Origin of the sequence: Prosthecobacter dejongeii (genome assembly GCF_014203045.1) — a bacterium.
Classification (GTDB): Bacteria; Verrucomicrobiota; Verrucomicrobiia; order Verrucomicrobiales; family Verrucomicrobiaceae; genus Prosthecobacter; species Prosthecobacter dejongeii.
The window spans coordinates 1,007,427-1,033,178 of sequence record NZ_JACHIF010000001.1; the positions used below are offsets into that span (position 1 = coordinate 1,007,427).

Below are 25,752 nucleotides of genomic sequence, written 5' to 3' on the forward strand. Positions count from 1 at the left end.
AATATCTCACGCATCCGCCGTCATGGCCTGCCACATAGGGTGCGTGTCTGCATACATGCGGAAGCGTGTCACCTTACCTTCTTTAAGATCATACACATGCGCCACGGCCACGCGCATGGACTTGCCCGTCGCAGGCGATGTACCGGAGTAATGGCCTAGAACAGTCACACGATCGCCGAACTCCATCATCTCCTCCTCCGTGAAGGCAAAGCCTGTCCAGCGACGGGAATTGGCACGGAAAACATTTTCGATGACCGAGGCAGGACCATGCCAGGTGGAGCCACCTGGAAAACCTGCGCTCTGCTGCCAAACGATATCTTCAGCACAAAGAGCATGTACTGCGGCATCGTCCTTTTCACGCATGGCGCGGTAGAGATCACGGATGGTTTCAAGAGAAGTCATGAAGCAATAGAGGAAGGAACCACAATGTCCTGGGTACGCACTCGAGTACCGATCCAATAACTGAGAGCAGATGCCGCCACAGCGACGTAACCGATACGGTTGTAATGAACCAACTCGCCGGTAGGGGCCGTGGTGACCATGAAGCCGGCAAGGCTAGCCGCTACCCCCGCGCCCAGATCCCTCACGCAGGCATTCAGGCTCATGAAGGCCCCGCGCTGAGACTGAGGCACGGCCAAAGAACCGATGGCCTGTGCAGGGACAAAACGACCGCTGGCAAAGATAAAAAACAGACCGCTCAAACTGAGGATAGCCACGGTAGGAAGATGAGGAGCATGTGTGATGGTCAGCACCACGCCAGCTGCCACAATGATCATGATGCCCAGCACCTGAATGCGACCCAGGCGATCCGCCAGACGTCCTACCCACGGTGAAGTAAAAATGGTTAGGCAACCACCGATCAGATAAACCAGCGAGAGATGCTCTTCGGGCAGTCCCAAGTTATGCACCAGATACGGAGAGAGCAGAGGGATCATGATCATGTGCCCGAGCACCAACATGAAGATGAACATCAAAGCCCAACCAGCATTGGCATTGCGCAGCAGCGCCCAAAAAGCTTCGCCACGCAGTGTGGTGCTGACTTTCAAGTGGTCACGGATAGGTGGCAAATAATACCACAACGACAGCCATGTCACGATGCCGATGCCCACGATCACAAAAAAGGGTGTTTCCCAGGTAAACTTCTGCGCCAGATAAAGCCCCAGAGGCACGCCCAGTGCCGCAGCGGCGGAGAATGCAGTCATCACGATGCCCATGCCAGCGGCACGTCTTTCAGGGGGTACCACATCACTCACGATGGCCATGATCAAGGCCCCGGAAACACCGCCAAAAGCACCACAGATAATGCGTGCTTGCGTCAATGCTGCTGCGGTATGCGCCAAGGCACAAGCCAGGGTGCCAATGATGAACCCCGCAAAACAAAACAACAGCAGTTTACGGCGATCAAACCGATCCATAAACGGCGCTGCTAGCAGACCAACGATGCCAGCTGCAAAAGTATAAGCGGCGACCATGCCGCTGAACCGCTCTGGCCCGATGTCTAGCTCCCGCATGAGCTGCGGGCCCAGAGGCATCATGACCATGAAGTCCATGATGTGGGCAAACTGGACCGTCGCTAAAAGAATGAGCAGAGCCTTCTCAGAGACGGGTGGGCGCTGGGTAGCCATCACGCCGCAGTTCGGGTTGGATAGTCCGTGTATCCCTTCGCATCATGAGAGTAGAAGGTGCTGGCATCAGGCTCCACCAGAGGTACGCCCGCCTGGAGGCACTCGACCAGATCTGGATTGCTGATGTAATGATGACCAAACGCGACGCCTTCAAGGGTACCTACTTCCACGGCTTGGGCGGCCTCTTCCGGCGTATAGCCCATGTTACCGATCAAAGCCCCTTTAAAACAGGCACGCGCGATGCTGACCATGTCCCCCTGCTGCACACCGAAGAAATCGGCACGCATGAGATGCAAGTAGGCAATGCCACGCTGGTCCAGTTGTGTAGCCACATAAGCGGTTAGACCTGCGGGGTCACTGTCTTCCATGGAGTTGAAGCTATTCAGTGGTGAAATGCGCACGCCCACATAACCCACGCCCCAGACATCAGTGACGGCATCCACCACTTCTAGAAGCAGGCGAGCCCGGTTTTCCAAAGGGCCTCCGTACTCACCACTGCGACGGTTGCTGCCATCACGCAGAAATTGATCCAGCAGATAGCCATTAGCTCCATGGACTTCCACGCCATCAAAGCCGGCCACCTTGGCATTCAAAGCCGCTTTTTTGAATCCTTCGACGATCTGCGGCAGCTCATCATCACGCAGTTCACGCGGGGTGGCATAAGGCTTCTTTCCTTCCGGCGTGTGAGCTTCATCATTGGTAATGGGGATCGCGCTGGCGGAGACGGGGACGGCCCCATTGTTGAAATAGGGATGGCAGGCTCGGCCTCCATGCCAGAGCTGGAGAAAGATGCGGCCCCCTTTCGCATGCACCGCATCCGTCACCTTTCTCCAGGCAACGATTTGCGCGTCTGAGTAGATGCCTGGTTCACGTCCCGCAAAGGCGGAGTTCCCCTCCATAACCATGGTGGCCTCTGCCACGATGAGACCTGCACTGGCGCGCTGGGTGTAGTAGTCCACCATCAGATCTGTGGGCACGTGATTCACGTCGGCCCGGCACCGGGTCAGCGGTGCCATGAAGATGCGATTGGGCACTGCCACGGCACCGAGGGTGAGTGGGCTAAAGAGGGAAGGGGATGACATGACGAATAATAGAATTGGTTAGGCACTCAGATCATTTTCCAGCACAATTCGGTAGCGGGCTTTGCCAGAACGCAGGTGCTCCAGTGCATCATTGGCGCGAGACATAGGGAAAGTCTCTGTGGTCGGCGCAATGCTGTGACGGGCGCAAAATTCTAGCATGGTGTCCACCGTGGCCGGGCTGCCCAGAGGTGAACCTGAGACAGATTTTTGACCCGAGATCATCGGGAAGGCCGCGAGGCCCATCGGCTCCAAAACCGCTCCGACGGTGTGCAGGCGGCCCTTAGGCTTGAGCGCCGCAATGTACGTGTTCCAGTCCAGAGCCACATTGGTCGTATTGAGGATAAAATCGAAGCTGCCATTCGCCTTGTTAAGGTCTCCCTTGTCTCGCGAATTCAGCGTGCGATGAGCCCCGAGCTGCAAGGCTTCTTCGCGCTTCGAATCACTGCTGGTAAAGGCCACCACCTCACAGCCCCAAGCACGGAGGAACTTCAAAGCCAGGTGTCCCAAACCACCGATGCCAATGACACCCACGCGATCTGTGGGCTGCACACCGCATTGAATGATGGGATTAAACACAGTGATGCCGCCGCAGAAAAGTGGGCCTGCCTTGCTGGCATCCAGCGTCTCGGGAAGGGGATTCAGCCAAGTCCAATGAGCGCGCACACGACTGGCAAAGCCTCCGTGACGACCTACGATGGTACCCTCCGCTGTGGGGCAGAGGTTTTGATTCCCAGACAGACACTGAGCGCAGGCACCACAGCTTCCCGAGTTCCACCCCAGGCCTACCCGATCTCCCACTTTGAGACGTTTCGTGTGCGGCCCCAGTTCCACCACTTTGCCCACGACTTCATGACCTGGAACAAAGGGGTAACTGGAGATGCCCCAGTCATTGTCCAGCATGGAAAGATCACTGTGGCAGATGCCGCAGGACTCCACGGCGATTTCTACCTGTTCATCACCGAGTGGCCCCGGTGTGTATTCATAAGATTGCAGGGCCTGTTTGGCACCAAAGGCAGCTAGGGCGTGAATGGGCGTACTCATATGTGGGGTGAATGAGGTGATATGGGAGTCTAAGCTTTGCCACCGAAGGTGACATGATCGTCGAGATCGAGGAAATCGAACCAGGTGCCGATGTCTTCACGGTCTGCGCCGCCAGCCTCGGCCACCTTTTCATTGATAAATGAACGGCTTTCATTGTCGGCAGGCACCGCCGTTTCACGATGGGCGCTCCATTGGGCAATCTCCCAATCGCTGTGCTGATGTGCACGGTTTTCAAGAATCCACGCCAGGACAGCCCCATCTCCCAGGCCTTCACTCACCTGCGTTTTCAGGGCCTCATGATCCACCCCGGCGAAATCGAAAAAGCGGCGGTCCATGGGGCAATTGTAGTGATACTCGCCTGCCGTGCCTGCGATTTCTGCGCGGCATTTATCGAGTAATCGAGGCAGCAGCACATAACCGCCCAGGCGGACACGTGGGCTGCGGGGAGGACGCTGGGTGAGATTCATAACGTGGAAAGGTTCCCGGGAATATCGGATCAGGCTGCCAGAGCGGCTTCAATGAACGCTTTGCTTTTAACGCCAGTGATCGTGTTCACAGGCAGGCCATTCTTAAACACGATGAGTGTCGGGATGGCGCGAATGCCAAAACGCTCAGCCAGTTCCGGATGTGCATCAATGTCCACCTTCGCGATGGTCGCAGTGCCTGCTTGTTCACCAGCGATCTGGTCGAGGATCGGTGCTAGCATCTTACACGGGCCACACCATTCAGCCCAAAAGTCCACCAGGACAGGCTGGCCCGCGGCGTTATTGATTGCGGCATCGAAGGTTTCGTTGGTGAGAGATTGGGGTTTCATAAAGCTAGGTTTTGAGTTCGAGTTACGTTTGAATAGACCAGTCGGTTTACTGGAAGTTAAAAAACTAAATTTTGTGGGGAGATAGGGTGGATTTCAAAAAGGTAATGGCTTCACGCAGGGCAGTCACACTGCGAGTGGTGGACGCGCGGTGCATGGCACCCGTCCAGAGATCCAAAATCACCGGGGCCATGAGGGTGGGCTCAATACTGGTGGCCATCTTGCCTTTTTGGACACCTTCGATGAGCAATTTTTCGAAAATAGCCACCCATTCCCGAGTTCCCTGAGCCAGGACTTCTCGCATCGGCTCGCTAAAATCTGCGACCTCAGAGGCCAATTTGATGACTAAACAGGGACATTTCCCTTCAGATTCTAAGGTCCGGCAGACATTCGACTCCAAATAAGTCACCAGTCTAAGAAGGGGATCTGGCTCTGGGGTGGGGGAAAGCAGCAGCTTACTTTTATAAGCGGTGGACTCCGCTACATAGTGTCGCAGCATCTCCACCCCAAACTGCTCCTTCGACTCAAAGTGATGATAAAAAGACCCCTTGGGCACTTTAACAGCTTTGAGAATTTCATTGAGCCCCACCGAATGAAAGCTCTTCTCAAGCATCAGCCCTTCGGCCGCGTCGAGGATGCGTTCCTTCGTGGATCTGTCGCTCATGATTACATCAATAGACCGATTGGTCTAATGAGTCAACGAAAATTGAATGTTAAACTGAAATGCCCGCGCACGAATCACAAGTCTTGCCTAGCTAAAGCGGCTTGATATTGCGCCAGCGAAGTTGAGCAGGAGTTGCACCGCTGCTCTTCACGTTTAACATCATCTCCTTTGATTTGAGGAGATGGTGCGCGGTACAGGATTTGAACCTGTGACCCCCACCATGTCAAGGTGATGCTCTACCACTGAGCTAACTGCGCGTTTGTCGGATGGATTCTTTAATGCCTTTCACCCAGGCGGGCAACTGTTTTTTCACAAGGTGGTAAGGCTTCTTACACACAGGTCGATTTCTCAAAGGCAGAAGAGAATCAAATCGAACCGAAAATTAATATTCGTTTCTTCGCAGCGTTCAGTACACTCGCTTTTTCCATTATGACCACACGCCGCTCGTTCCTCACCGCCAGTCTCAGCGCCCTAGGCGCTACCGCACTTCCCGCCATCGAGCCGATCAAGCGGGCCGGAAAAAGCCGCATGCAGTTAGGCGTGGCCGCTTACAGCTTCCGTGAACGCTTCCAGTGGATGCGCGGCAAGGAGCAAAAAGCCAAAGAGGGGCAAAAGCCCTGGAGCATCCTGGATTTCATCGACTGGTGCGCGGATAACAATGTGCCGGGAGCGGAGGTGACGAGCTACTTTTTCCCACCCGATGTGGATGAGAAATACCTGCTGGAAGTGAAACGCCACGCTTACCTGCGCGGGGTGCAACTCGCCGGGACGGCCGTAGGTAACAACTTTGCCCTGCCCAAAGGTGAAAAGCTGGATCAAGAGATCGCCGATGTGAAACGCTGGATCGATTACTCCGCCATCATGAGTGCCCCTCACATCCGGGTCTTCGCCGGGCCACAGCCGAAGGGACTGAGTGAAGAGGAAGCCGTAGCGAACTGCCAAGCCGCCTACCAAGAGTGCCTGGACTACGCCGCCAAAAAAGGCGTCTTTTTGGGCCTGGAAAACCACGGCGGCATCGTGGCCGAGCCAGAAAACCTCATCAAAATGGTGAAGGCCGCCAACAGCCCCTGGGCAGGCATCAACTTCGACAGCGGCAACTTCCACACGGAAGACCCGTACGCTGACCTGGCCAAGATCGCCCCCTACTCCGTGAATGTACAGTTGAAGATGGAAATCAGCCGTAAAGGCGCCGCTAAAGGCGAACATGAGCCGAGCGATGTGGATCGCGTCTTAAAGATCCTGCGCGAAGCCAATTACCAAGGCTGGTTCACCCTCGAGTATGAAGTGAAGAACACCGATCCTCTGGTGGAAGTGCCCAAGATCCTCGAGATGCTGCGACCGAAGCTAGCTTAATAAAAGTTGGCGGTTGTTGAGCAGTGGCGCAAAGCTGTTTGCACTGGCTGGCTATAGTTGGCGGTTGTTGGCATGGATTTGAAAATGCTCAAATGCGAATCCCTTGGCAACTCAACCCACCAAATCGACGATACACTTCTATCTGTTTGTGAATCATGAGAAAGCAATTCCCCTTTGAGAAGCTTGAAGTCTGGCAACGCGCAAGGCAGTTAGTGACCCATGTTTACGAGTGCTCACGAACCTTTCCGAAAGACGAGCGTTTCGGCCTAACCAGTCAATTGACCCGCTCGGCCGTTTCCGTGGCCAATAATTTGGCCGAAGGCTGTGGAAGATCGAGTCTAAAAGATCAGGCGCATTTTTCCGCTCAGGCTTACGGTTCACTTATGGAAACAGCATCTGACCTCATCATTGCGACCGATCTGGGATTTTCCCAAGAAAAGGTCACCGATCCATTGTTGGATCAAGCTTATGACCTGAGTGTGCGTATTCATAATCTCCGCGAATCCCAGCTCCGCCGCGCCGCAGACTCTTAGAAACAACGGCAAACAACTGCCAACTACAGCAAACAACTGCTTAACCACGACTCAACCACCCATCACCCCTCCCACATGCCCGCTCCCAAACTTACCTCCACTCAGTGGCTGATCTGCTTCATCGCAGCGATCGGCTTTGCCTTCGATATTTATGAACTGCTGATGCTACCGCTGATCGTGAAGCCAGCGCTGGCTTCTCTGGGGGGAGTGGGGCCAGATGGGGTGCCGCTTTTACTGCCTGGGACACCCCAGTTCACGGAGTGGGCGCGCATGCTGTTTTTCATTCCCGCTCTAGCCGGGGGCGTCTTTGGCCTCATTGGCGGTTATTTGACGGACCGTCTCGGCCGCCGCCGGGTGCTCACTTACAGCATCCTTCTTTATGCCTTTGCCGCCTGCGCTGCTGGCTTTTCCCAGAACCTCTATCAACTCCTGTTCTTCCGCTGCCTAGTCTTCATCGGCGTGTGTGTGGAGTTCGTGGCGGCTGTGGCATGGCTGGCGGAGCTGTTCAAAGACAACGTACAGCGTGAAAAAGTGCTGGGTTACACCCAGGCTTTCTCCTCCATCGGCGGCTTGCTCGTTGCGGGTGCCAATGTGCTGGCAGCCAAGTTCGCTCTGGATCTGCCCGCCATTCACGGCGGCCACGAGGCCTGGCGGTACACGCTGATCTCGGGCGTCATTCCAGCCCTGCCGCTCATCTTGATCCGCCCGTTCCTGCCAGAGTCGCCCGAGTGGGCGCGCAAGAAAGAGGCTGGCGTGCTCAAGCGCCCAAGCATCCGCGAGTTGTTCGCGCCAGAACTCATCCGCACCACCGTGCTGACCACCCTGGTTTTCGCAGCCAGCTACGGCATTGCCTTTGGCGCCATCCAGCAGCTTCCTCAGATCCTGGGTGCGCAGGCACTGAATACGCCGAATGAAGCCGGTCATGCCGCGATGATCGCCACCGCCAAAGGTGCCGTGGGCAAAGCCGTCCAGGAAGCCAAGGCTGAAGGCAAACCCGAGATCCCCGCCGGTAAGAAGCGCCAGATCGGTGGCAATGCCAGCGATGCTGCCGTGGCCCAAATCACCTTCTGGCAGGAAATCGGCGGCATGGTTGGTCGTATTGCCCTGGCTCTGCTGGCCGTCGCCATCGTTAGCCGCCGCACCTTGTTCCGTGTTTTCCAGATCCCCGCACTCATCTTGGTGCCGCTGCTTTTCTGGTGGATGGCTGGCCAACTCAATAACCCGGAGAGCCTGGGCATCATCAAGATCGGCATCTTCGTCGCCGGTTTCCTCACCGTGGCGCAGTTCAGCTTTTGGGGGAACTACATTCCCCTGGTCTTCCCCATGCACCTTCGTGGCACGGGTGAAAGCTTTGCCGCCAACATCGGGGGCCGCGTCATCGGCACTGCGGCTGCCTGGATCACCCTGACGCTGGCGGCTTCTGACAAGCCTGATCCTGCCCGCATCGCCATCGTCGGTGCCTGTGTGGCCGGTGGCTATGCCCTCATCGGTGCCATCCTCACCCAATTCCTGCCTGAGCCGAAGCCAGATGCTGACGAGCATTGATCATGGACGACGCTTAAAATCATCCCACGAAAGAGCGGCAGCGATGCCGCTCTTTTTATTTCACATCAGGCAGCTCCAGCACCCGCCACTCGCCCGGAGCCAAATCCCCCAGCCTGTAGTCTCCAAAACGGCTGCGGTGCAGCTTTTCCACGTGCCAACCCTGGCTAGCGAACATGCGGCGCACCTGATGATAACGCCCCTCCATGAGCGTCAGCCTCGCAGTGAGGGGACCCGTGATCTCGAGCTGCGCCGGCAGGCAGGGTTTATCCTCACCACGCAGCAGTACGCTGCCGCTAGCGAAGGTGGTGATGAGGGCGGGATCAAGCTCCCGATCCACCGTGACTTCGTAGATTTTTTCCACCTCGGCTTTGGGCGAGGTGTAGCGGTGAACCAGAGGCCCCAGGTCCGTGATGAGGAGCAAGCCACTGGTGTCTTTGTCCAACCGCCCAATGCTGGTGATGGCGGGTTTCCGCGCCATCCAGCGAGGCGGGAGCAGTTCATAAACGGTGGTTCCTTCGCCGTCGCTGTGCGTGCAAACATGGCCTAACGGCTTGTTCAACATGACCAAAAGGCCATCGGGTGCTTCCAGCGGTTCATCGTCCAGCCTGACGTCGGAGGCTTCGACCTTTTGATCCGGCCTTTTCACCACCTCCCCGCGCCAGAGCACGCGCCCTTTTTTGACAAAATCCGCGACTTCTTTACGCGAACCATAACCGAGGGAGGAGAGCAGTTGATCAAGGCGAGGCACAACCTCAGGCTAGCTGTCAGGCGTCACTGTGCAAGCTGGCGCGTTAAAAGCCCGCAGTTCCGTGCCGTGGCAGTCCTGGCAGTGGCTCGCTGTGGCCTGAAACTGGGCCAAGCATCCTGGGCAGTAGAGAGCCGAACCTGGCTGCTGAAGGGGGACTGTCTCCAAGGCCGTCAGAGGCACCTCTTGCGCCATGAAGTACCTCTCCAAAGCGAGACTTTGTAGATTGGAGGTGGCTGAGGGTTGATAGCGAGTTTGGTTCCAAAGTTCAGTCGCCAGCTTTTTCCAAGCAGCCTCGCCCACTTGCGCGCGAGCTGCGAGTGGGTGGGATGGGCAGGGTGTGTTGAAGTCACACAAGTGATCCGCCGCACGCATCGCATGCTGAGGCAGGAGTGCGATGGCAAGGGCCTTCCAAAAACGATAAGGCAAACCCTGAGCCCGACGGAAAAACAAGATGGCTTGGGTAAACTGGAGCATGAAAAGAACCGCAGTGGCCCAAAGCATTTCGACAGTATCTCCTAACCAACGATATAGAATAACCAGGACAACGAACGTCCAGATAAAGATAAGATGACTTAGCCAACGTAGCTGACGCGTCTGGGCGGTGATGGAAGCGGTGAGTTCTAAAAGAGGCGCAGCCTCAAGGGTGGCCTGGGCGTGCTGGAGGAAATCTGCGGCACGCGCCTCCTGAGTGAGCGAGATCCAGCAGGTGACCTGCTCCTGCGCATGGCGCGCGTGCACTTCACTCAGGCAGCGGATGCGGTACCCAGGGGCCAAATGCAGGCTGCGCCCATCCGCACGAGGCTGAACTTTTTCCCAAGAGAGGAGCAGGGGACGCAGCCGGTCCTGTCGGATCTCTAAGCCCGCTGAAGCAGGGACGAGCAGCCAGGGCAGCGTGGCCACATGGGCCTGCAAAGGCGGTAAAAAAGCCAGTAATGCAGGTGAGCCTCCAGCGAGCTGAACAGGCTGGAAGGCCGTACGAAAATGCCAGTGGTCTCCACTCCCCAATAACAAGAAGCAACGCGGCGGTAGCCAACGCAGGCACTCCAGCAAGTAGAGCACTGCGAAAATGAGCAGCAGGGACTGGCCGTCAGTCATGGACGGTTAGATCTGTTCCTTCTTGCCAAAGAGCTTGCCGATCAGGCTTTTGATGGCGATGCCAACCCCGGCAATGATGACAAACACACCTTTACCCAGTTTGGCTAACAGGCCTCCCAACTTGGCGAAAAGACCCATTTTACCAGCAGCAACGGCAGCGCCCCCAGCTACCAGAGCCGTGAGACCATATTTCGCCACCTTATCACCTTCGCGATACTCGGCATAGCTGTTGCCCGCCACGTATTGGAAACCTGCGATGATGCTCTGATACTGAGGAAGCAACGTGGTCATTTCTTCAGGACCACAGACCAGATCCACCTCCATGACACCACTGCGGCCTAAGAGGCGCGTGCTGTAATTGATGGACTCGCCATTTTTAGAACCGATACGCAGGGCCCACTCGAGGTTTTTGGTCTGGTCGTTGAAGCGAGGAGCAACGGCCCAGCCTAACAATTGAAGTTCTTCCAGCCCCATCTCCCGCCGGCGTTCATTGCCGATTTTTTGCCCTTCTTGAAGGGATTTTAGCATGGCATCCGCATCCAGTTGGTTCTTTTCATCATCCTTGACGTAACCGGAATCTTCGAACTCGAAGATGACCCAGGGGCCTTGGCCTTCGGTGGTCAGCATGCCCAGCTCAGACTCACCTGGCAGGTTACCATACATCTTCAGCAGCGAGCGCGTGCCGTTACCGTCGGTGAAGCGCCAGCCTTTAGGGATGGCGACCTCCGCCATCGTGCCCAATTTGGCTTTGCCTTCGCGAGTCCATCCCAGAGACTCGATTTTATCGAGAAACTGTTTTTCTAGGGCAGCACGTTCTTCAGCGGTGGGTTCCGCGTCAGGCTTGGACTCCTGGGCAGCAAGTGAAGAAACGACCAGGCTCATAAGGAGACCTGCCAGGGTGAGAGGGCGTAAAATAGACATTGGATCTCCGTGGTAAAACTGAGTGGGCAGCTTAGTGGCCTAGCTGAGAGGGCGTCAAGCCAAGGAACATGGCAATTTGCCAACTTTAGTTAGGCCTGACCGAGCATCTGAAACCTTTATAAACCGAGGTCTTCGCGGACTTGGGGGTCTGCGAGGAGGGTTTCTTTGGCAGAAGCGACAATGTCCGCTGCCTTGCGCGCACGGGTGGCCATTTCGTTGAATTTGGCGTAGGTGCGGGCTGGGTTCAAGACTTCGCTACGGACGATTTCTCCGTAGTCGAGCAGGGCATCTACATAGGGCCAAACACGGGCATCCAGGCGCGGGCGGAGATTGCGAAGGCGATTCATGGTCCCACCCAGTTCATCCTGCTTCAGCGTGCTGACGGTGCCTTTGAAGTCGTTTTTGATGGAGCTGACGAGGCCCATTGCATTGGCATCAGCCCCCTCCAGGGAGCCGCCAATAGAAAGGGTGGTAGGTGTGCGCCCCTGAGCAAAGAGGAGCAGGTGTTTGGCAGACAGGCTATTGGGGGCTTTTTCCAAAATGGCCTGGAGCCGGGCGATGGCCTGCTGACTCCTCAAGATGGCCACCATCTGCCGTGGATCTCGCAATAGGACGCTGCGGATGACCTCAAACTCATCCACCGCCTGCTGCAAAGCGGTGGCGCGCTGGGTGGAGGCCAAGCTGACGGCTTGCTCGAAGGTTTCCAAACCAAAAACGTGAATGCCCACCAGAGCGGAAGGGCCGTCCATCACGATAATGTCAGAAACAGCCTTTTCATTTTTTGCCGGGATGGCGACGATTTTACAGGCCCCCTTCGTGGCCCCTCGCAGCTTAGCGGAAACACCGCCGATGGGTTGCACACTGCCATCGGCATTCATGTCACCTGTGACGGCAAAGCTAGGATCCCAGGTCTGGCCTGTGTAGAGGGACTCCACCAAAAGCGTGCAGGCAACGGCAGCCGAGGGTCCATCTTTACCGGAGTATTTTTCCTCAAAGGCGATCTCGAGATCCTGATTGGCCGGGAGGCCCTCGTGACGGAGGAAAATGTATTTACGCACTTCGTTGAGCGCCGTCATCATCTCCGCTCCCACAGACTGGCTGAAGCGCAGATTGGAGTTCCCCGGCACAGCGGTCATGTTCATGCGGGTGACCTCCCCCGCTGTGAGGCCTGTGGCGAGGGGCATGACCAGGAGCCCATTCACATGGGTCTGCTTCAGCTTCAGTTCCTTGGCGGAACTGGGCGCTGCTGGCACGGTACCAGGCATGGAGGCCGGGGAGCCTGGCACTGAATTTTCTGCCACTGAAAGAGGCAGGAAGTTTTGGATGGGGCGGGCAGCGATTTGCGTCATGTTCTCCATGACAAGCACGCCATTTTCGACCGTCGCAGTCAGGGAACAGCCTCCGGCGATGGGTTGCTCCACCAGCGTGATGCCGACGCCATCGGCGATCTGAGGTGGGAGTTTCTCAGGAGTGCCATTCACCCAGCGGACCGGCAGCATGACCATGGGGCTGGTGCCGCCAGCACCAATGAGCACCCGATTCCCAGAGAACAAGCCGCTGCACCGTTCAAAAGTGACCTGAGAAACGGTCAACAACAGGCTGGGGTGAATGAATGAGTTTAAAAAACGGGTGTAGCGCACTGCGGGGCGGCGGGCCAAATCCGCAAAGCTGCTAGCGGCGTTCGTTTGCGTGCGCAGCTCCATGCTGCGCATGCGCTGGTCGATGATGACGCTGTCCATCATCTCGAGCCCGAGATGATTCATCGAAACCAGCCAGCCGCCAGAGTGGACAATGCTATTGATGATGCGGAGGGACGCAGGCGTGATGGTTTGCGTGGGATCACCATTGAATTCACAACGATCCAGACCGCAGGAATCAAAGGACGCTTCTGCGCCAGGATCCAGAACGAACTGGCATTCACGAAACAGAGCCCCGCGCGCCTTCAAATGAGCACCTTTGCGGACGATGAAGCGGATTTTTTCCACAATGCTGGCGGCATCAAACTCCAGAGTGCAAGCTGCCCCAGAGGTGGCGATGACCACATCACCATCTCCAGAGTAATAATTCGCGGGCAGACGAATCGAGTCTGCTAGGACGTGCCTGTTCCCAGGGAAGGTCAGCCGCTTATAGGAAGTCTGCTGAGCTTCAGCGCAAGGCAAAACCGTCACCATAGAAAGGCTAATGCACAGCCATACGAGGCGTTCAAAGTTCCAAGGGCGGGTTTTTTCCTTCATATAGACCTGATCAATTGACCTAAACTTCTCTCAGTCAGCCGCGCTGCTGTCCAGCATTTTACGTGCCTGAGGCAAAATCCTGCCCTTGCTTCTCGAAACGGCCCCCGCTAAACGCATTTCATGTCTCTCGAATCCGACCGCACCGAACTCGCCCAGATCCTTCGCACCAAATCCGTGAAAACGGGCAAATTCACCCTGGCTTCTGGCAAGGAGAGTGATCTTTACGTGGACTGCCGGGTGACCACCCTGGATGCCCGAGGTGCCGTCCTGGTAGGCCGCGTGCTGCATGATCTGCTGCGCAAAGAGGAAGCCGCCAAGGGCCTGAGCATCGGCTCCCTGGGCGGACTGACCATGGGCGCAGACCCCATCACCCTCGCTGTGGCGATGACATCCAGCCTCGCTGGCGAGACCAAGCTCATCCAGGCCTTCAACGTGCGCAAAGAACCGAAAGGCCATGGTCGGGGCAAGCGCATCGAAGGAAACTTTGATCCTAGCCAGCCTGTGGTCGTGGTGGATGACGTTATCACCACGGGCGATTCCACGCTGAAAGCCATCCAGGCCATCGAAGAAGAAGGCGGCAAGGTCGCCTTTGCCCTCATCCTGGTGGATCGCCAGGAAGGGGGTCGCCAAAACATCGAGAGCAAAGGCTACCCGGTCGTGGCTGCTTACACACGCGCTGACCTGGTGTAGTACTTTTCTCACGGTGTCATTCAATTGACAGACGGTCGGCTCGCGGGATGCTGGATCCCGTGAGCATGCTTATCTCCGGCTTTAGACTCGGGCTTTTCAGCCTAGCCATGCTCCACGCCAGCCAGGCCGGAGCGCAAGTCACTTCCCGGACAGACACGGTGGGCAAATGGCTGAATGAATGGCATGCCGCAGGCACCGCCGCTGGACTGAGTGAGATCACTTATGAAAACCGGGATGGCAAGCACTCCCCCTTGCCGCCGGGCCTTTACCCCCAACTCCAGACCTTCCAGCCCGATGCTAAAAGCGGGCCGCCTACGGGGCCTGCGGTTGTTTTGCGCCTGAATCCCACTGTAGGCAACTGCTCCATGTCCGCCCCAGCAGACAAGGGTGGTAGCCTACCGCGAATGTATCAGATGGATCCTTCCGGCCAGAAGTTCCTCATGATGCAGTATCTGGCGAATAACCTCATGATCTACCCTGAACATCAGGACCATGATCCAGGTGCCAATGGCATCGGAGGCTATGGAGACATGTATCCTTCGAACAATGCCTGCACGCTGATCACTCAAGGCTCATCCGGCAGTGACCAACCCTTTCTCAAAGCCATCCTCGCCACGCTAGCGGCCTTCCCTCCAGATACCCAGCGCACTCTGATCCAAAAACGCCTGCTCATACCCACCGTGCAGTCCCTCTTCCGGCAGGCCAATCGGCAGGTCAAAACCGAGACGGATTATTTCACGGGGAAGGCCCATCCCGTGGTGTTTGACGCGGCAGATTTGGACGAAGAAAAAATGGTACGCCTCGCCCATGAAATGCGTCCCCCCATGATCCCACCCGTGGTGCAGATGGAAGTCCTCAAGGAGACTGCCGGAGCGGAGGGTAAAGACTTCTTTGAAGCCGGAAAACCGCACCCGTCCAAGCTAGCAGATACGCCCGTGTCCATCGCCCGCATCATGCGTGAACGCAGCAGCGAATCCACCCTGGTCATCAGTGCCCGCAAGAGCGCAGATCTCATGGGCCGCCCGGTCAAACTGCAATGGCATCTGCTACAAGGAGATCCACGCTTCGTCAGCCTGGAAAGTTCCCCCGAAGTCCCCGAGGCACGCGTACGAGTACGCTGGCAGCCCCCCATCCAGTCGGTCCGCGGCCTGCTCAGTCACCGCATAGACATTGGCGTGTTTGCCTCCAACGGCATCAGCACCAGCGCACCTGCCTTCATCACTTTCTACCTGCTGCCTAACGAAAGACATTTCTATGATGCGCAGGGCCGCGTTTCAGAAATCTATTACCAGGCTCATAACCCGGATTTAGGCCTACCCACCAGCCCGCGAGATCTGCGGTGGCTCCAGGCCATGCGAGCCATTTCGATCACCGGAGAAGGCCTACGCAGTCGGCTCACCGAAAAGCTGCTGCCGCCCGCAGAACGGCTGGCCATCTCCCAGCTCTGGCAGCCCCTGAATGAGCAGTGGCTCGCCCAACAAAAAATAGAGTCCGATCCGGCGAAGAAAGAAGAGTCTGAAAAGTTGAAAAATCGTTTGTTAGATGATGTCGCTAAGGCCCTCCATCAGCCTTTGTCGGGTAACCCAGGATCGACAGCCCGTCTCGCCATCGAGCATTCATTGGAGGGCATCGTAGCATTCACAGATCTGTTCCCGGCTTTCCAAAAAGAACTGCTCACGCTCGCGGCCAAATCCCCCAAAACCACGGCAGTGGCAGACATCGCCACCGAAGTGAAGCGCCTGCAAGATCTCAACATCCTGCTCGAAGAAAATGGAGGCACCTTCACGACTGCCACAGCTCCCGACAAGCTCACCTCAGCGGATCGTTATTACCTCAGCGGGCTCAATCGAACCCTGCTCAGCCAAGTTCTTTTTCCCGAAGTTCTGGAACGCTCGCTGGCCCCTGCCTGGGTGGACCCACGACTGACCACGCCTAAACCCTGGCGGGATGTGAATCGTTATGATGAATCAGGCCGTTTGATTGGCTGGATTCGGCATCAAGGCCGACGCACCGCGTGGTTTGATCCCGAGGGACGGCACTTGCCCGAAGGACCGAAGAAGCCCGAGCTAGCTCAACCCGTGGTTTACGAGAAGACGGAAAAAGGCGTGCTAGATTGGCGGGTCAGGTAGGGTATATCATGGCCCCCCAAAGCCATGCGAATTTTACCCCTAGCCCTTCTCTTCGCCCCCTGCCTTCAGGCAGCGGACCTGCAAACGGATGTCTGCATTTACGGCGCCACTCCAGGGGGAGTCGCCGCCGCTCTTTCGGCAGCCAAATCTGGCGCTGAAGTGGTTTTGGTAGAGCCCACCGCACGCCTAGGCGGGCTCCTGACCAGCGGGCTTTCCCATACAGATTTTCATTCTTTTGAATCTCTCACTGGCAGCTTTTTGGAATTCAGCCAGCGCGTGAAGGCCCATTACATCAAGACCTATGGAGCCGACTCTGAGCAGGTGAAGGCCTGCTTTGAAGGCACCTTTGGCGAGCCGAAGGTGAACCTTTTCATTTTAGAGCAGATGCTGAAGGAGCAAACCCGCATCACCGTGCATAAACAGGCCGTTTTGACCTCTGTGGATGTGGAAGATGACGCGATCGCTCAGGCGGTATTCACCACCGGTCAGGACACGCTCCAGGTGAAAGCCAAAGTCTTCATTGATGGCAGTTACGAAGGGGATCTCCTGGCCAATGCCGGGGTGAAATACCATGTCGGCCGCGAAGGGCAGGATCAATATGGAGAATCCCTGGCACCCGAGAAAGACGATGGTCAACTGCAAGCCTACAACTTCCGCTTTTGTGCCACGGATGACCCGAACAATCGTGTGCCCATCACCGCCCCCAAGGGCTACCGCCGCGAGGATTTTGTCGCCGTCTTGGACTTCTTAAAACCAGGGAAGATTGATCGCGTTTTTGGTTATCCTTCGCGCTGCATTGTCAAAGCACAGACGCCTGCTTTGCCGAACCGAAAGTATGACCTCAATGACGTCTCCCGTGGTCTCATTCGTCTTTCCATGCCCGGGCATAACCTAGGCTGGCCGGAAGGCGATGAAGCGACCCGACAGGCCATCTATGAGGAGCATCTGCGTTACAATGTGGGGCTGCTCTACTTCCTCATCAATGACCCAGCCGTGCCGGAGGTCATCCAGCAGCCCGCTCGCGAATGGGGCTGGTGCAAAGATGAGTTCACTGAGACCCTGCACCTCCCCCCGCAGCTCTATGTGCGCGAGGCACGCCGCATGGTGGGGCAGCATGTTTACACCCAGCAGGACAGTGAACACGCCCCCGGCGACGCCCGCGCCAAGCTGTTTACAGACGCCATCGCCATGGGCGATTATGGCAACAACTGCCATGGCACCTCCCACGACGGACCCCAGATCGGCGGCAAACACGGGGGGGAAATGTACAATCCCGTGCCGCCTTATCAGATCCCTTATGGGGCGCTGGTTTCCAAGGAGCGGAACAATCTGCTGGTGCCCGTGGCGGTTTCTTCTTCCCACGTCGGTTTCTGTGCTCTGCGTCTGGAGCCCATCTGGATGTCTCTCGGCCAAGCGTCCGGACATGCCGCAGCCATCGCAATCCAGACGGGTAAACCCGTGCATGAAATCCAACTCGCAGCCTTACAGGCCCGCCTGCATCAGGATAAATCCGCTACCGTTTATATTGCCGATGTGCTGCCAGGGCATCCCCAGTTTGAAGCCGTGCAGTGGTGGGGCACAGCTGGTGGACTGCACGGGCTGAACCCCATGCCAGACAAACCCGGTCAGCGCGGTAAGAACCTGCACGGCCAATACTTTGAGGCGAATCCTGGCCATGCGGCGGAACTCAGCCGTGCCATGGATGAAAGCACGCGCAATCGCTGGCTGAAGCTGGCAGTCAACTTAGGCCTGCCTACCGAAGATTTGGCCAAGGCTGCCACCCGTGGCGAATTCATCCAGACCGCTTTTGCGAAAAAACGCTGAGATGCCCCGGGCCGCGACTATCGCTTGACGTGTCCTTTCACAGAGCCATCGAAAGAGCATGCCCACCCAGCCTGCCCTCAACCGCCGCATCCTGCACACCGAATGGTCCCTCGGTTGGGGAGGGCAGGAGATCCGCATCCTGCGTGAGATGGAGGCTTTCCGGGCACGCGGCTGGCACATGCAGCTCGTTTGTCGTGAGGCGTCCACCATCTCAAAACGCGCTATCGAGTCCGGCTTTCAAGTTTCGCATCTCCCTTTCAAGTCCGCCTTCCATTTACCCACGGTGTTTGGCCTCGCCCAACTGATCCGCCGTGAGCGCATTGACCTCGTCCACACCCACAGTTCTGTGGATGGCTGGGTGGGTGGCATGGGGGCCAAACTGGCCGGCGTGCCCATGGTGCGCAGCCGCCACCTTTCCTCCCCCGTGCGCCGGGGGCTGAATTCCAAGATCGTCTATGACCTGCTCCCAGAGGCCGTGATTTCCAGTGGGCGACACATTCGGGATCATTTGGTCCAGGATGGCGGCTGCCATCCCGAGCGGCAGTACTCCGTGCCAGCCGGGGCAGATACTAGCATCTTCCACCCAGGTGTCTCTGTGGATGGGCTGCGCGCATCTTTCGGCTTTGCAGAGACGGATCAGATCATCGGCATCGTGGCTGTGCTGCGTAGCTGGAAGGGACATGAGATCCTGCTGGAGGCCTTCATGACCCTAGCTAAAGAAATGCCCCAGGCGCGTTTGCTCATCGTGGGGGAGGGACCGCAGCGGCCCACCCTGCAAAGGCGCATCCAGGAAGCCGGCCTGGAAGGCCGGGCCGTCCTCACCGGGCACCGGACAGATGTGGCGAATGTCATGAAAATCATGAACGTGTGCGTGCTGCCTTCGCTGAAAAATGAAGCCACCTCCCAGGTGCTGCCCCAGGCCATGCTGGTGGGCACACCTGTGGTTTCCTCTTCCGCCGGCGGGCTGACAGAGGTGGTGGCAGATGGCGTCTGGGGTCGTGTAGTCCCCCCAGGAGATGTGCCCGCGCTGGCGCAGGCCCTCCGCGAGGTGTTTGCCCAGCCCGAGTTAACTCAAAAAATGGCCCTCAGAGCCCGCGAGCATGCCCTGGAGGAACTGACTTTCGAGACACAGATCGACCGAACGGAAGCCGTGTATCGCAAGCTTTTAAGTTAGGCCGTTTTCAAAAAGACTGCCCGATTAATAAACTTCTCTCTCTTTCTCACTCAAGAAGCACCAGCGCCACGCAGGACAGCCGGGAGGGTGCGGAGCAGGATCGTCAAATCCAGCCACAGAGACCAATTATCAATGTATTGAAGATCCAGGGCGACCCAGTCTTCAAAATTCCGGATGCCATTGCGGCCTGCGACTTGCCACAGGCAGGTGAGGCCAGGCTTCACGCTCAGGCGGCGGCGCTGAGCGTGTTTTTCGATCTTCTCGATCTCGTAAACTGGCAGCGGCCGCGGCCCGACCAGGCTCATTTCCCCCCGCAAGACGTTGATCAACTGCGGCAGCTCATCAATGCTCATGCGTCGAAGCCAGCGGCCGAAGGGGAAGATGCGCGGATCGGCAGTGATTTTAAAAACCGGGCCGGTCATTTCATTCGCCGCTTCCAGCTCAGCGCGGCGTGCCTCAGCATCGGCATGCATGGTGCGGAATTTCCACATGCTGAAGGCTTTACCGTAGTGGCCACTGCGTTCCTGACGGAAAAAGATGGGCCCTGAAGAGGAGAGACGTATGCCGATCATGGCCACGAGCCAAAGGGGCAACGTCAGTAGCAACAGCACGGCTGCGCCCACACGATCCACAATTTCCTTGAACCATAGGGCCCAGGACACTTGGGGCGTGCTGTGGAAGACCAGCATGAGCCGACCACCGAGGACATCAAAGGTGGGACGGGCGATGGCGGTCTGGAAGAAATCCGCAGCGATCCAGGCCTCGACCCCCTCAGTTTCGCAGGCCTGCACGGCCTCTTCGATCTTGCTAAAATGCACGTGCTGAGCGGCAAAAATCACCCGCGCTACGGAATGCTGGTGCATTTCCGCCACGAGGTCACTCACAGGTCGCAGCGTGATGTCAATAAGCGCACAGATCTCCAAACTGGCGCGTTGCTCCGCTGGCAGCCGTTCGACAAAATCCTGCATGTCTGACTTGAGACCCGCCAAGAGCACTTTTTCACGCCCCTTGCCTGAGGCGATGCGGTGACGCAGCTTGCTCTTTTGGACTGTCTCCCGGATGAGCAAAGCAAAGCCAGCCAGCGCGACGGCCAGGATGACCACCGAGCGGCTGGGCACCTCCCACTTCATGAAAACGACCAAAGCGCCGACCACCATGCCGATGATGACCAGCCCCTCGCCCAACTGCCGGAGGCTCTGCGCGGGGGATTTGTGATAAAGATTGGAGTAAAATCCCCGAGCCTCCAGCACCAGGGGCGTGAACGGACCCACCACGGCCATGATCCAGTAGAGTTTCTCCATGGGTGGAATTTCCACCAAGTCAGGCCAAACATGGGCAAGAACGGTGGACCGGAGAAAGTATGCGAGCCATAGGCAGAAGATCAGCAAAGCGCTGTCTAGCAACTGCGTGAGCTGCAAATTGATTTCCTGTCGGCGGCCAATCATAATCTGAGTATTACTATCCTACGCGATTACTTTAATTCTATTAAAATTATAACAAACCTAGCGAATGCCTCAACTTCTTTCCTCCAGTAACCTGCTCCTGTCTTCGCGCCCGCTGACAGTCGGGGTCATTCCAGATCTTAATACCCTGCAGCTTTGGGCCGGCCTTTCCCCTGCGCAGCGGGAGTTATCCTGTGACGTCATCGAGCTACGTCTTGATACCCTCAAAACTCCAGCCGCAGACATCCGCACTGCCCTAGCGGGAAATGCCATCCCCGTCCTATTGACCGCCCGTCATCCTGCGGAAGGTGGGCAGGGCACTGAGGCCGCCGCAGGCCGGATTGCCCTGCTGGAGCCGCTGCTGGACCTGGCCACCCTGGTGGACATAGAGCTACGCAGCGCCATGGACATGCGCCCTCTTGTGCAGAAGGCCCAAGGCATGGGCGTGCGGGTCATCGGCTCCTTCCATGATTTCCAGGCAACTCCTGGGGAGGAAGTCCTGCGTGGAGCCATCAACTTTGCCCAGCCAGCCGGGCTGGATGCCGTGAAGCTGGCCACATTTCTGAATAAATCCGAAGATCTAAACCGTTTGATCACCCTCACCTCTGAGGTGCATCGGCTGCGACTTTCCAGCATGGGCATGGGTCCTTTAGGGCGAGTCTCGCGGTTGGTCCTTGCAAAGTGTGGCAGCCTGCTCAACTACGGCTATCTTGGCGAGGCGAATGCTCCTGGGCAGTGGCCTGCCGCTCGGTTGAAGGAACTCCTGGCTGAACTGTGATATGACCACTTTCCACAAAACCACCGCTCACCGCTGGCTCTCTCTCCTGGCGCTGCTGCCCCTCACTGGCTGCGAAGACCCACAACGCGAACTGAAAATCCAGTGGCGTGAGGATGAGGTCAATAAAAAGGAGGCCGCCATCATTCAGCGTGAGCTGGCCCTTTCTAAGGACAAGCAGGTGGTGGAAAGCTCCCGCCTAGACCTCCTGGCGAAAGAAAAGAGTGTGGCCATTTTGCAAAAGCAACTGGCCCAAGAAGTGGAGAAAACCAAACGCGTGCGCCGTGAGGTGGAGATCCGCGAGCTGCGGGGCCCCATCCCTCAGGTGAGTGCCGACCGCGTCATCGTGGTGGATACCGCGTCTGATGAGGTCCTTTTTGAAAAAAATCCAGACAAGCGCGGTGCCATCGCCAGCACCACCAAGTTGCTCACCGCCTTGCTTGTGGTCGAAGCCGGAGACCTGGACAAGATCGTCACCGTCGAACTGAGTGATACCCAGTGCTCCCCCGTGCGCCTTGGTCTGAAGGTGGGGGAACAATTCACCCGCCGCCAGTTGCTCACCGCCATGTTGGTGAAAAGCTCCAACGACATCGCCCAGGCTCTGGCCCGGGACAATGCAGGCAGCGTGGAAGCCTTTGCCGCCAAAATGAACGAGCGCTGCTTGGCTCTCGGCCTTCAAGACAGCCACTACGTGAATCCTCACGGCCTGCCTTCCCGCAATGATGACGAGCCCTTTAGCACGGCTCGGGATCTAAGCCGCATCGCCAAAGCCTGCGATGGAAAGCCGGAAATCCGTGAGATCGTCAAACTGCAAAAGTACACCTTCAAATGGCCGAGTGGTAAAGTGACGGAACTTTCCAATACGAACCGTGTGCTGCGCAGTGCAGGCTACTGCGATGGCATGAAAACAGGCTACACCGATGCCGCCGGTTACTGCCTGGTAGCCAGTGGCGAGCGGAATGGCCGCCGCCGCATCGTCGTCGTTCTCAATGATACCGAAGGCGGTGTCTGGAAAGATGCGCAGGCCCTCCTCGACTGGGCACTGAAGGCCTAAACCCAAGATCTCTCCCCCATGCCTGACTCTCCTGCTGCTGAATTTGATGCCTACGCAGGCGACTATGATGCCGCCATCAATCGCGGGTTAAAATTTACTGGTGAGACGAAAGAGTACTTTGCGGAAACGCGCATGCGCTGGCTGAAGGATCGGCTGGGTGCCCAAGGTGCACATCCGCGCACTTGCCTGGACTTTGGCTGTGGCACGGGGACCTCAGCCTCTCTACTGATGGAGGGGCTGCATCTGGAGCAATACATCGGCTTTGATCCCTCCAGTGAATCCGTGGCCGAGGCCATCAAGGATCACCCTCATGGCAACTACTCCTTCGTTCACGAGGCGGATCTGCTGCCCCGGAATCACTTTGACCTGGCTTTCTGCAACGGTGTGTTTCACCACATCCCCGTTGCTGCCCGGGCGGAAGCTTTTCAGCGCGTGTATGCAAGCGTGAAACCCGGGGGCTGGTTTGCCTTTTGGGAAAACAATAAGTGGAATCCCATCGTGCATCTATTGATGAGCCGTGTGCCCTTTGATCGGGATGCCATCATGCTCTTTCCCGCAGAGGCAGCCGGGCAGATGAAAACGGCCGGATTCCGCATCGTGCTGCGAGATTACCTGTTTGTTTTTCCGGCGAGCTTGAAGGCCCTGCGTCCTCTGGAGCCCACGCTGTGCAAGCTGCCGCTGGGAGGCCAGTACTTGGTTTTGGCTCGAAAGGATTGAGCTCATGTGGCTGCTGCTCCTGCTGACCTGCCTGCTATTGATCGCCTATGCGCATGCGGGTTACCCGCTGTGGATGGCGCTGCTGGCCCGCCTGAGGCCAAAGCAGGTCAAGACCGATGGAACCTTGCCCGCAGGCATGAGCGTGGTGATGAGCGTGTACAATGCGGAATCCCGGATCCAGGAACGACTGCGCAACCTGTTAGGCTGCGAATGGCCAGGAGAGCTGGAGATCGTCGTTTTTTGTGATGGCTGCACCGATGCTACGGCAGAAAAAGTGGCAGAGCTAGCAGACACTCGAGTGCGTGTGATGAGCCACCCCCAGCAGCGTGGTAAAGCGACCGCTCTGAATGAAGCCCTGCCTACCTGCCGATATCCAGTAGTCGTTCTCTGCGATGCGCGACAGGATTTCCACCCGCAGGCCTTGATGGAACTGACGCAGCCCTTTGCGGATGCAGAGGTGGGCGCCGTCAGCGGGCTTTTGGAAATCGCTGCTTCCGCTTCAGGCAGTGGCCAGGGCGTGGATCTTTACTGGAAAATCGAACGCAAACTGCGCGAGTGGGAGGGGCGGTACGATTCGGTGATCGGCTGCACCGGGGCGATCTATGCCATCCGTCGTCAGCTTTTTCAGCCGCTGCACCCCGCCACCATTTTGGATGATGTGGTGGTGCCCATGCGCATTGCCGTGGCAGGACACCGGGTGCTTTATGCGCCCACCGCCATTGCTTATGATCCCCAGACGCTGGACCCAGCGCTGGAAAAAAAGCGTAAGCTGCGGACCCTCGCTGGCAATTACCAGATGATGGAACACTTCCCTGGCTGGATTTTGCCCTGGCGGAATCGCACTTGGTGGCAGCTCATTTCCCACAAGTACCTGCGGCTGGCAGTCCCCTGGCTCATGCTCGCGGTGCTGCTCCTCTCCGTGCTTGCCCCACCGTCTCCTTGGGTGGTACTGCTGCTGGCGGGCCAAGTCTTCGCCTACGGAGCCGCCACACTGGGGCTGCTTTTCCCCCAGATGAAGCTGCGGCTCTTTTCCATTCCAGCCGGGTTTTTACTGCTGCAGGTGACCTGCCTGCGCGCGCTGGGTGCTTACTTCAAAGCCCGGCGTGATGCACTCAGCCTCTGGCAGGCCGCCCCAGTTAAGGCATCTTGAGCGTCACCGTGGTGGTGAGAGCACGGTGCTGAGAACGGCGATCCGCCTCCGTGACGCATTGCTCCACCTGCCAGTGACGGCTGGCAAAAACATAATCAATCCGCAGCCAGGGACCACCCATGCTCAAAGGATTGTGAGTGCTACCAGGAAAACTGAGGCCAAAACCCTGCCCCGCCTCGGCGTGCGAGTCCTGCAACTCCCGCGTGATGAGGCGATGCACGTAACCGACATGTGGCGAGTTAAAATCGCCGGCCAGCAGAGTCGGCAGGGGGTCTTCACGCACCGCTTTGAGGATGATTTCAGCATCCGCGATCTGGCCATCCCAGAACGTCTGCATTTGCTGCCGCTTACCAGCCCAAGGGGTCCCTGGAAGCCCAAGGATGCCATACAGGAAACCCCCGCGCACCTGGTGCCCCAGCACTTCACGGGGAGTCTGGAGATGCACACTGTAAAGCGCTATTTTTTGGCCTTTCCAGTCGATGACAAAGCGCACCGCTTTGGGCGACTGCCCCGGCAGGGCGGGCAACATTTTTTCCTCCAGCACGGGGTAACGGCTGAGCAGTGTGTGCTCGCCCAAGTTGCGAGTGTGCGGCAGGTCGGCGTAATCTGGATCTGCCGCGTAACCCGCAGCCCGGCCATAGGCTTCTTGCAGGACAATGATGTCCGGAAGCGTGGCCTCTTTGAAAGGTTTAAGGCTCTGATTCATGTGCTGCCCACGGTTGTAGGTCATCACTTTCAGAGCTGTTTCCCCAGTGAAGGCGTCTTGGCCTGGCCGCCAGTCTAGAAACCCATAACCGAACCACAGCATCACCCCCAGCAAAAACAGCAGGGCGCGGCGATGCAAAAGCAGAGCGGCGAAGGCGAGCGGGGGCGCAGGCAGCCACCAGATGGAAGGTGGCAAAAAAATGAGGAAGGCCGTCGTGACATTGCGCTCACCACCCCAACTGAGCGCCTGTGTAACGACAATTAACGAAACGATGTAGAGAATGACGCTCCAAAGCGTCAGACGCCGCAACCAGCGCAGGAGAATGGGAAAGCAGCCCTCATTTTCCGATGCCGCGATCATTGCGCGACCTGTGCGGGCGAGAAGAGTATCCGGGGCGGGGGGGCTCGCTTCAGAATCCATGGGCAAGTCTTTGTGTGAA

General features: G+C 57.4%; 24 protein-coding genes and 1 tRNA gene. 11 read left to right on the forward strand and 14 right to left on the reverse strand.

The genetic code is table 11. From position 1 onward, the window contains the following. Positions 1-6: 6 nt before the first annotated feature. From HNQ64_RS03920 to HNQ64_RS03955, 8 genes are all read right to left on the reverse strand, one after another. Positions 7-402: a nuclear transport factor 2 family protein gene (locus HNQ64_RS03920; RefSeq protein ID WP_184205547.1), complete on the reverse strand. Its 396-nt coding sequence runs from the start codon at positions 400-402 to the stop codon at positions 7-9. Next, positions 399-1,625, reverse strand: coding sequence for an MFS transporter (locus HNQ64_RS03925; protein ID WP_184205549.1), 1,227 nt, complete (start codon positions 1,623-1,625; stop codon positions 399-401). Before HNQ64_RS03925 ends, HNQ64_RS03920 begins: the two co-directional genes overlap by 4 nt. Next, positions 1,625-2,707 (reverse strand): alkene reductase, encoded by a 1,083-nt coding sequence (locus tag HNQ64_RS03930; protein ID WP_184205551.1) that lies wholly within the window; start codon positions 2,705-2,707, stop codon positions 1,625-1,627. The genes HNQ64_RS03925 and HNQ64_RS03930 overlap by 1 nt, the downstream gene beginning before the upstream one ends. 18 nt (positions 2,708-2,725) lie before the next feature. Then, positions 2,726-3,748: an NADPH-dependent aldehyde reductase Ahr gene (ahr, locus tag HNQ64_RS03935; RefSeq protein ID WP_221305321.1), complete on the reverse strand. Its 1,023-nt coding sequence runs from the start codon at positions 3,746-3,748 to the stop codon at positions 2,726-2,728. 29 nt (positions 3,749-3,777) lie between these two features. Beyond that, positions 3,778-4,215 carry a DUF5069 domain-containing protein gene (locus tag HNQ64_RS03940; RefSeq protein ID WP_184205553.1) on the reverse strand — a complete coding sequence of 146 codons (438 nt, stop codon included), beginning with the start codon at positions 4,213-4,215 and terminating at the stop codon, positions 3,778-3,780. Positions 4,216-4,244: 29 nt separating this feature from the next. Continuing rightward, positions 4,245-4,562 (reverse strand): thioredoxin, encoded by a 318-nt coding sequence (gene trxA, locus HNQ64_RS03945; protein ID WP_184205555.1) that lies wholly within the window; start codon positions 4,560-4,562, stop codon positions 4,245-4,247. A gap of 64 nt (positions 4,563-4,626) precedes the next feature. Beyond that, positions 4,627-5,223 carry a TetR/AcrR family transcriptional regulator gene (locus HNQ64_RS03950; protein ID WP_184205557.1) on the reverse strand — a complete coding sequence of 199 codons (597 nt, stop codon included), beginning with the start codon at positions 5,221-5,223 and terminating at the stop codon, positions 4,627-4,629. Positions 5,224-5,405: 182 nt separating this feature from the next. Next, positions 5,406-5,480: transfer RNA gene (locus HNQ64_RS03955), tRNA-Val, on the reverse strand. Between the two features lie 172 nt (positions 5,481-5,652). Between HNQ64_RS03955 and HNQ64_RS03960 the strand changes: the two genes are divergently transcribed. The 3 genes from HNQ64_RS03960 to HNQ64_RS03970 all read left to right on the forward strand — a co-directional run bounded on the left by HNQ64_RS03960 (position 5,653) and on the right by HNQ64_RS03970 (position 8,654). Beyond that, the gene (locus HNQ64_RS03960) at positions 5,653-6,576 is read left to right on the forward strand and encodes a sugar phosphate isomerase/epimerase family protein (RefSeq protein ID WP_184205559.1); all 924 of its coding nucleotides are present in this window, start codon (positions 5,653-5,655) and stop codon (positions 6,574-6,576) included. Between the two features lie 155 nt (positions 6,577-6,731). Beyond that, complete coding sequence (locus tag HNQ64_RS03965) at positions 6,732-7,109, forward strand: four helix bundle protein (protein ID WP_184205562.1); 378 nt, start codon at positions 6,732-6,734, stop codon at positions 7,107-7,109. A 75-nt stretch (positions 7,110-7,184) separates the two neighbouring features. Next, positions 7,185-8,654 carry an MFS transporter gene (locus HNQ64_RS03970; protein WP_184205564.1) on the forward strand — a complete coding sequence of 490 codons (1,470 nt, stop codon included), beginning with the start codon at positions 7,185-7,187 and terminating at the stop codon, positions 8,652-8,654. Between the two features lie 55 nt (positions 8,655-8,709). Here the strand turns inward: HNQ64_RS03970 and HNQ64_RS03975 are convergent, their stop codons facing one another. The 4 genes from HNQ64_RS03975 to HNQ64_RS03990 all read right to left on the reverse strand — a co-directional run bounded on the left by HNQ64_RS03975 (position 8,710) and on the right by HNQ64_RS03990 (position 13,652). After that, complete coding sequence (locus HNQ64_RS03975; RefSeq protein WP_184205566.1) at positions 8,710-9,402, reverse strand: pseudouridine synthase; 693 nt, start codon at positions 9,400-9,402, stop codon at positions 8,710-8,712. A gap of 9 nt (positions 9,403-9,411) precedes the next feature. Beyond that, the gene (locus HNQ64_RS03980) at positions 9,412-10,497 is read right to left on the reverse strand and encodes a hypothetical protein (protein WP_184205568.1); all 1,086 of its coding nucleotides are present in this window, start codon (positions 10,495-10,497) and stop codon (positions 9,412-9,414) included. Positions 10,498-10,503: 6 nt separating this feature from the next. Continuing rightward, a complete protein-coding gene (locus HNQ64_RS03985; RefSeq protein ID WP_184205570.1) occupies positions 10,504-11,418 on the reverse strand; it encodes a DUF2167 domain-containing protein in 915 nt (304 codons plus the stop codon). A 116-nt stretch (positions 11,419-11,534) separates the two neighbouring features. Continuing rightward, positions 11,535-13,652 carry a S16 family serine protease gene (locus tag HNQ64_RS03990; RefSeq protein WP_184205572.1) on the reverse strand — a complete coding sequence of 706 codons (2,118 nt, stop codon included), beginning with the start codon at positions 13,650-13,652 and terminating at the stop codon, positions 11,535-11,537. 120 nt (positions 13,653-13,772) lie between these two features. On the opposite strand from HNQ64_RS03990, the gene pyrE reads away from it, so the two are divergent. The 4 genes from pyrE to HNQ64_RS04010 all read left to right on the forward strand — a co-directional run bounded on the left by pyrE (position 13,773) and on the right by HNQ64_RS04010 (position 19,469). Next, on the forward strand, positions 13,773-14,342 hold the full coding sequence (gene pyrE, locus HNQ64_RS03995) for an orotate phosphoribosyltransferase (protein ID WP_184205575.1): 570 nt from the start codon (positions 13,773-13,775) through the stop codon (positions 14,340-14,342). 65 nt (positions 14,343-14,407) lie between these two features. Beyond that, positions 14,408-16,471 carry a hypothetical protein gene (locus tag HNQ64_RS04000; protein WP_184205577.1) on the forward strand — a complete coding sequence of 688 codons (2,064 nt, stop codon included), beginning with the start codon at positions 14,408-14,410 and terminating at the stop codon, positions 16,469-16,471. 24 nt (positions 16,472-16,495) lie between these two features. Then, entirely contained in the window at positions 16,496-18,295 is a 1,800-nt protein-coding gene (locus tag HNQ64_RS04005) for an FAD-dependent oxidoreductase (RefSeq protein WP_184205579.1), read from the forward strand. A gap of 58 nt (positions 18,296-18,353) precedes the next feature. Next, entirely contained in the window at positions 18,354-19,469 is a 1,116-nt protein-coding gene (locus HNQ64_RS04010; RefSeq protein ID WP_184205581.1) for a glycosyltransferase, read from the forward strand. A 50-nt stretch (positions 19,470-19,519) separates the two neighbouring features. Here HNQ64_RS04010 and HNQ64_RS04015 read toward each other — a convergent pair whose 3' ends face one another. Continuing rightward, a complete protein-coding gene (locus tag HNQ64_RS04015) occupies positions 19,520-20,914 on the reverse strand; it encodes a sugar transferase (protein ID WP_184205583.1) in 1,395 nt (464 codons plus the stop codon). A 64-nt stretch (positions 20,915-20,978) separates the two neighbouring features. Between HNQ64_RS04015 and HNQ64_RS04020 the strand changes: the two genes are divergently transcribed. Genes HNQ64_RS04020 through HNQ64_RS04035 form a run of 4 tightly spaced genes read left to right on the forward strand, consistent with a single transcriptional unit; the run spans position 20,979 to position 24,607 of the window. Then, positions 20,979-21,689 carry a type I 3-dehydroquinate dehydratase gene (locus HNQ64_RS04020; RefSeq protein WP_184205585.1) on the forward strand — a complete coding sequence of 237 codons (711 nt, stop codon included), beginning with the start codon at positions 20,979-20,981 and terminating at the stop codon, positions 21,687-21,689. Position 21,690: 1 nt separating this feature from the next. Further along, complete coding sequence (locus HNQ64_RS04025; protein ID WP_184205587.1) at positions 21,691-22,740, forward strand: D-alanyl-D-alanine carboxypeptidase family protein; 1,050 nt, start codon at positions 21,691-21,693, stop codon at positions 22,738-22,740. A gap of 18 nt (positions 22,741-22,758) precedes the next feature. After that, complete coding sequence (locus tag HNQ64_RS04030) at positions 22,759-23,457, forward strand: class I SAM-dependent methyltransferase (RefSeq protein WP_184205589.1); 699 nt, start codon at positions 22,759-22,761, stop codon at positions 23,455-23,457. 4 nt (positions 23,458-23,461) lie between these two features. Beyond that, positions 23,462-24,607 carry a glycosyltransferase family 2 protein gene (locus HNQ64_RS04035; protein ID WP_184205591.1) on the forward strand — a complete coding sequence of 382 codons (1,146 nt, stop codon included), beginning with the start codon at positions 23,462-23,464 and terminating at the stop codon, positions 24,605-24,607. On the opposite strand, the gene HNQ64_RS04040 is transcribed toward HNQ64_RS04035, so the two are convergent. Continuing rightward, positions 24,594-25,733, reverse strand: coding sequence for an endonuclease/exonuclease/phosphatase family protein (locus HNQ64_RS04040; protein WP_184205593.1), 1,140 nt, complete (start codon positions 25,731-25,733; stop codon positions 24,594-24,596). The genes HNQ64_RS04035 and HNQ64_RS04040 overlap by 14 nt on opposite strands. Positions 25,734-25,752: the final 19 nt, after the last annotated feature.

What these genes read in the sequence shown, in the direction of transcription:
- ahr (WP_221305321.1), bottom strand. Translation starts at nt 3,748, where the DNA reads ATGAGTACGCCCATTCACGCCCTAGCTGCCTTTGGTGCCAAACAGGCC.
- HNQ64_RS04025 (WP_184205587.1), top strand. Translation starts at nt 21,691, where the DNA reads ATGACCACTTTCCACAAAACCACCGCTCACCGCTGGCTCTCTCTCCTG.
- HNQ64_RS03940 (WP_184205553.1), bottom strand. Translation starts at nt 4,215, where the DNA reads ATGAATCTCACCCAGCGTCCTCCCCGCAGCCCACGTGTCCGCCTGGGC.
- HNQ64_RS03930 (WP_184205551.1), bottom strand. Translation starts at nt 2,707, where the DNA reads ATGTCATCCCCTTCCCTCTTTAGCCCACTCACCCTCGGTGCCGTGGCA.
- HNQ64_RS04035 (WP_184205591.1), top strand. Translation starts at nt 23,462, where the DNA reads ATGTGGCTGCTGCTCCTGCTGACCTGCCTGCTATTGATCGCCTATGCG.
- HNQ64_RS03965 (WP_184205562.1), top strand. Translation starts at nt 6,732, where the DNA reads ATGAGAAAGCAATTCCCCTTTGAGAAGCTTGAAGTCTGGCAACGCGCA.
- HNQ64_RS03990 (WP_184205572.1), bottom strand. Translation starts at nt 13,652, where the DNA reads ATGAAGGAAAAAACCCGCCCTTGGAACTTTGAACGCCTCGTATGGCTG.
- HNQ64_RS04005 (WP_184205579.1), top strand. Translation starts at nt 16,496, where the DNA reads ATGCGAATTTTACCCCTAGCCCTTCTCTTCGCCCCCTGCCTTCAGGCA.
- HNQ64_RS04040 (WP_184205593.1), bottom strand. Translation starts at nt 25,733, where the DNA reads ATGGATTCTGAAGCGAGCCCCCCCGCCCCGGATACTCTTCTCGCCCGC.
- HNQ64_RS04010 (WP_184205581.1), top strand. Translation starts at nt 18,354, where the DNA reads ATGCCCACCCAGCCTGCCCTCAACCGCCGCATCCTGCACACCGAATGG.
- pyrE (WP_184205575.1), top strand. Translation starts at nt 13,773, where the DNA reads ATGTCTCTCGAATCCGACCGCACCGAACTCGCCCAGATCCTTCGCACC.
- HNQ64_RS03950 (WP_184205557.1), bottom strand. Translation starts at nt 5,223, where the DNA reads ATGAGCGACAGATCCACGAAGGAACGCATCCTCGACGCGGCCGAAGGG.
- HNQ64_RS04015 (WP_184205583.1), bottom strand. Translation starts at nt 20,914, where the DNA reads ATGATTGGCCGCCGACAGGAAATCAATTTGCAGCTCACGCAGTTGCTA.
- trxA (WP_184205555.1), bottom strand. Translation starts at nt 4,562, where the DNA reads ATGAAACCCCAATCTCTCACCAACGAAACCTTCGATGCCGCAATCAAT.
- HNQ64_RS03920 (WP_184205547.1), bottom strand. Translation starts at nt 402, where the DNA reads ATGACTTCTCTTGAAACCATCCGTGATCTCTACCGCGCCATGCGTGAA.
- HNQ64_RS04020 (WP_184205585.1), top strand. Translation starts at nt 20,979, where the DNA reads ATGCCTCAACTTCTTTCCTCCAGTAACCTGCTCCTGTCTTCGCGCCCG.
- HNQ64_RS03985 (WP_184205570.1), bottom strand. Translation starts at nt 11,418, where the DNA reads ATGTCTATTTTACGCCCTCTCACCCTGGCAGGTCTCCTTATGAGCCTG.
- HNQ64_RS04000 (WP_184205577.1), top strand. Translation starts at nt 14,408, where the DNA reads ATGCTTATCTCCGGCTTTAGACTCGGGCTTTTCAGCCTAGCCATGCTC.
- HNQ64_RS03925 (WP_184205549.1), bottom strand. Translation starts at nt 1,625, where the DNA reads ATGGCTACCCAGCGCCCACCCGTCTCTGAGAAGGCTCTGCTCATTCTT.
- HNQ64_RS03980 (WP_184205568.1), bottom strand. Translation starts at nt 10,497, where the DNA reads ATGACTGACGGCCAGTCCCTGCTGCTCATTTTCGCAGTGCTCTACTTG.
- HNQ64_RS04030 (WP_184205589.1), top strand. Translation starts at nt 22,759, where the DNA reads ATGCCTGACTCTCCTGCTGCTGAATTTGATGCCTACGCAGGCGACTAT.
- HNQ64_RS03960 (WP_184205559.1), top strand. Translation starts at nt 5,653, where the DNA reads ATGACCACACGCCGCTCGTTCCTCACCGCCAGTCTCAGCGCCCTAGGC.
- HNQ64_RS03970 (WP_184205564.1), top strand. Translation starts at nt 7,185, where the DNA reads ATGCCCGCTCCCAAACTTACCTCCACTCAGTGGCTGATCTGCTTCATC.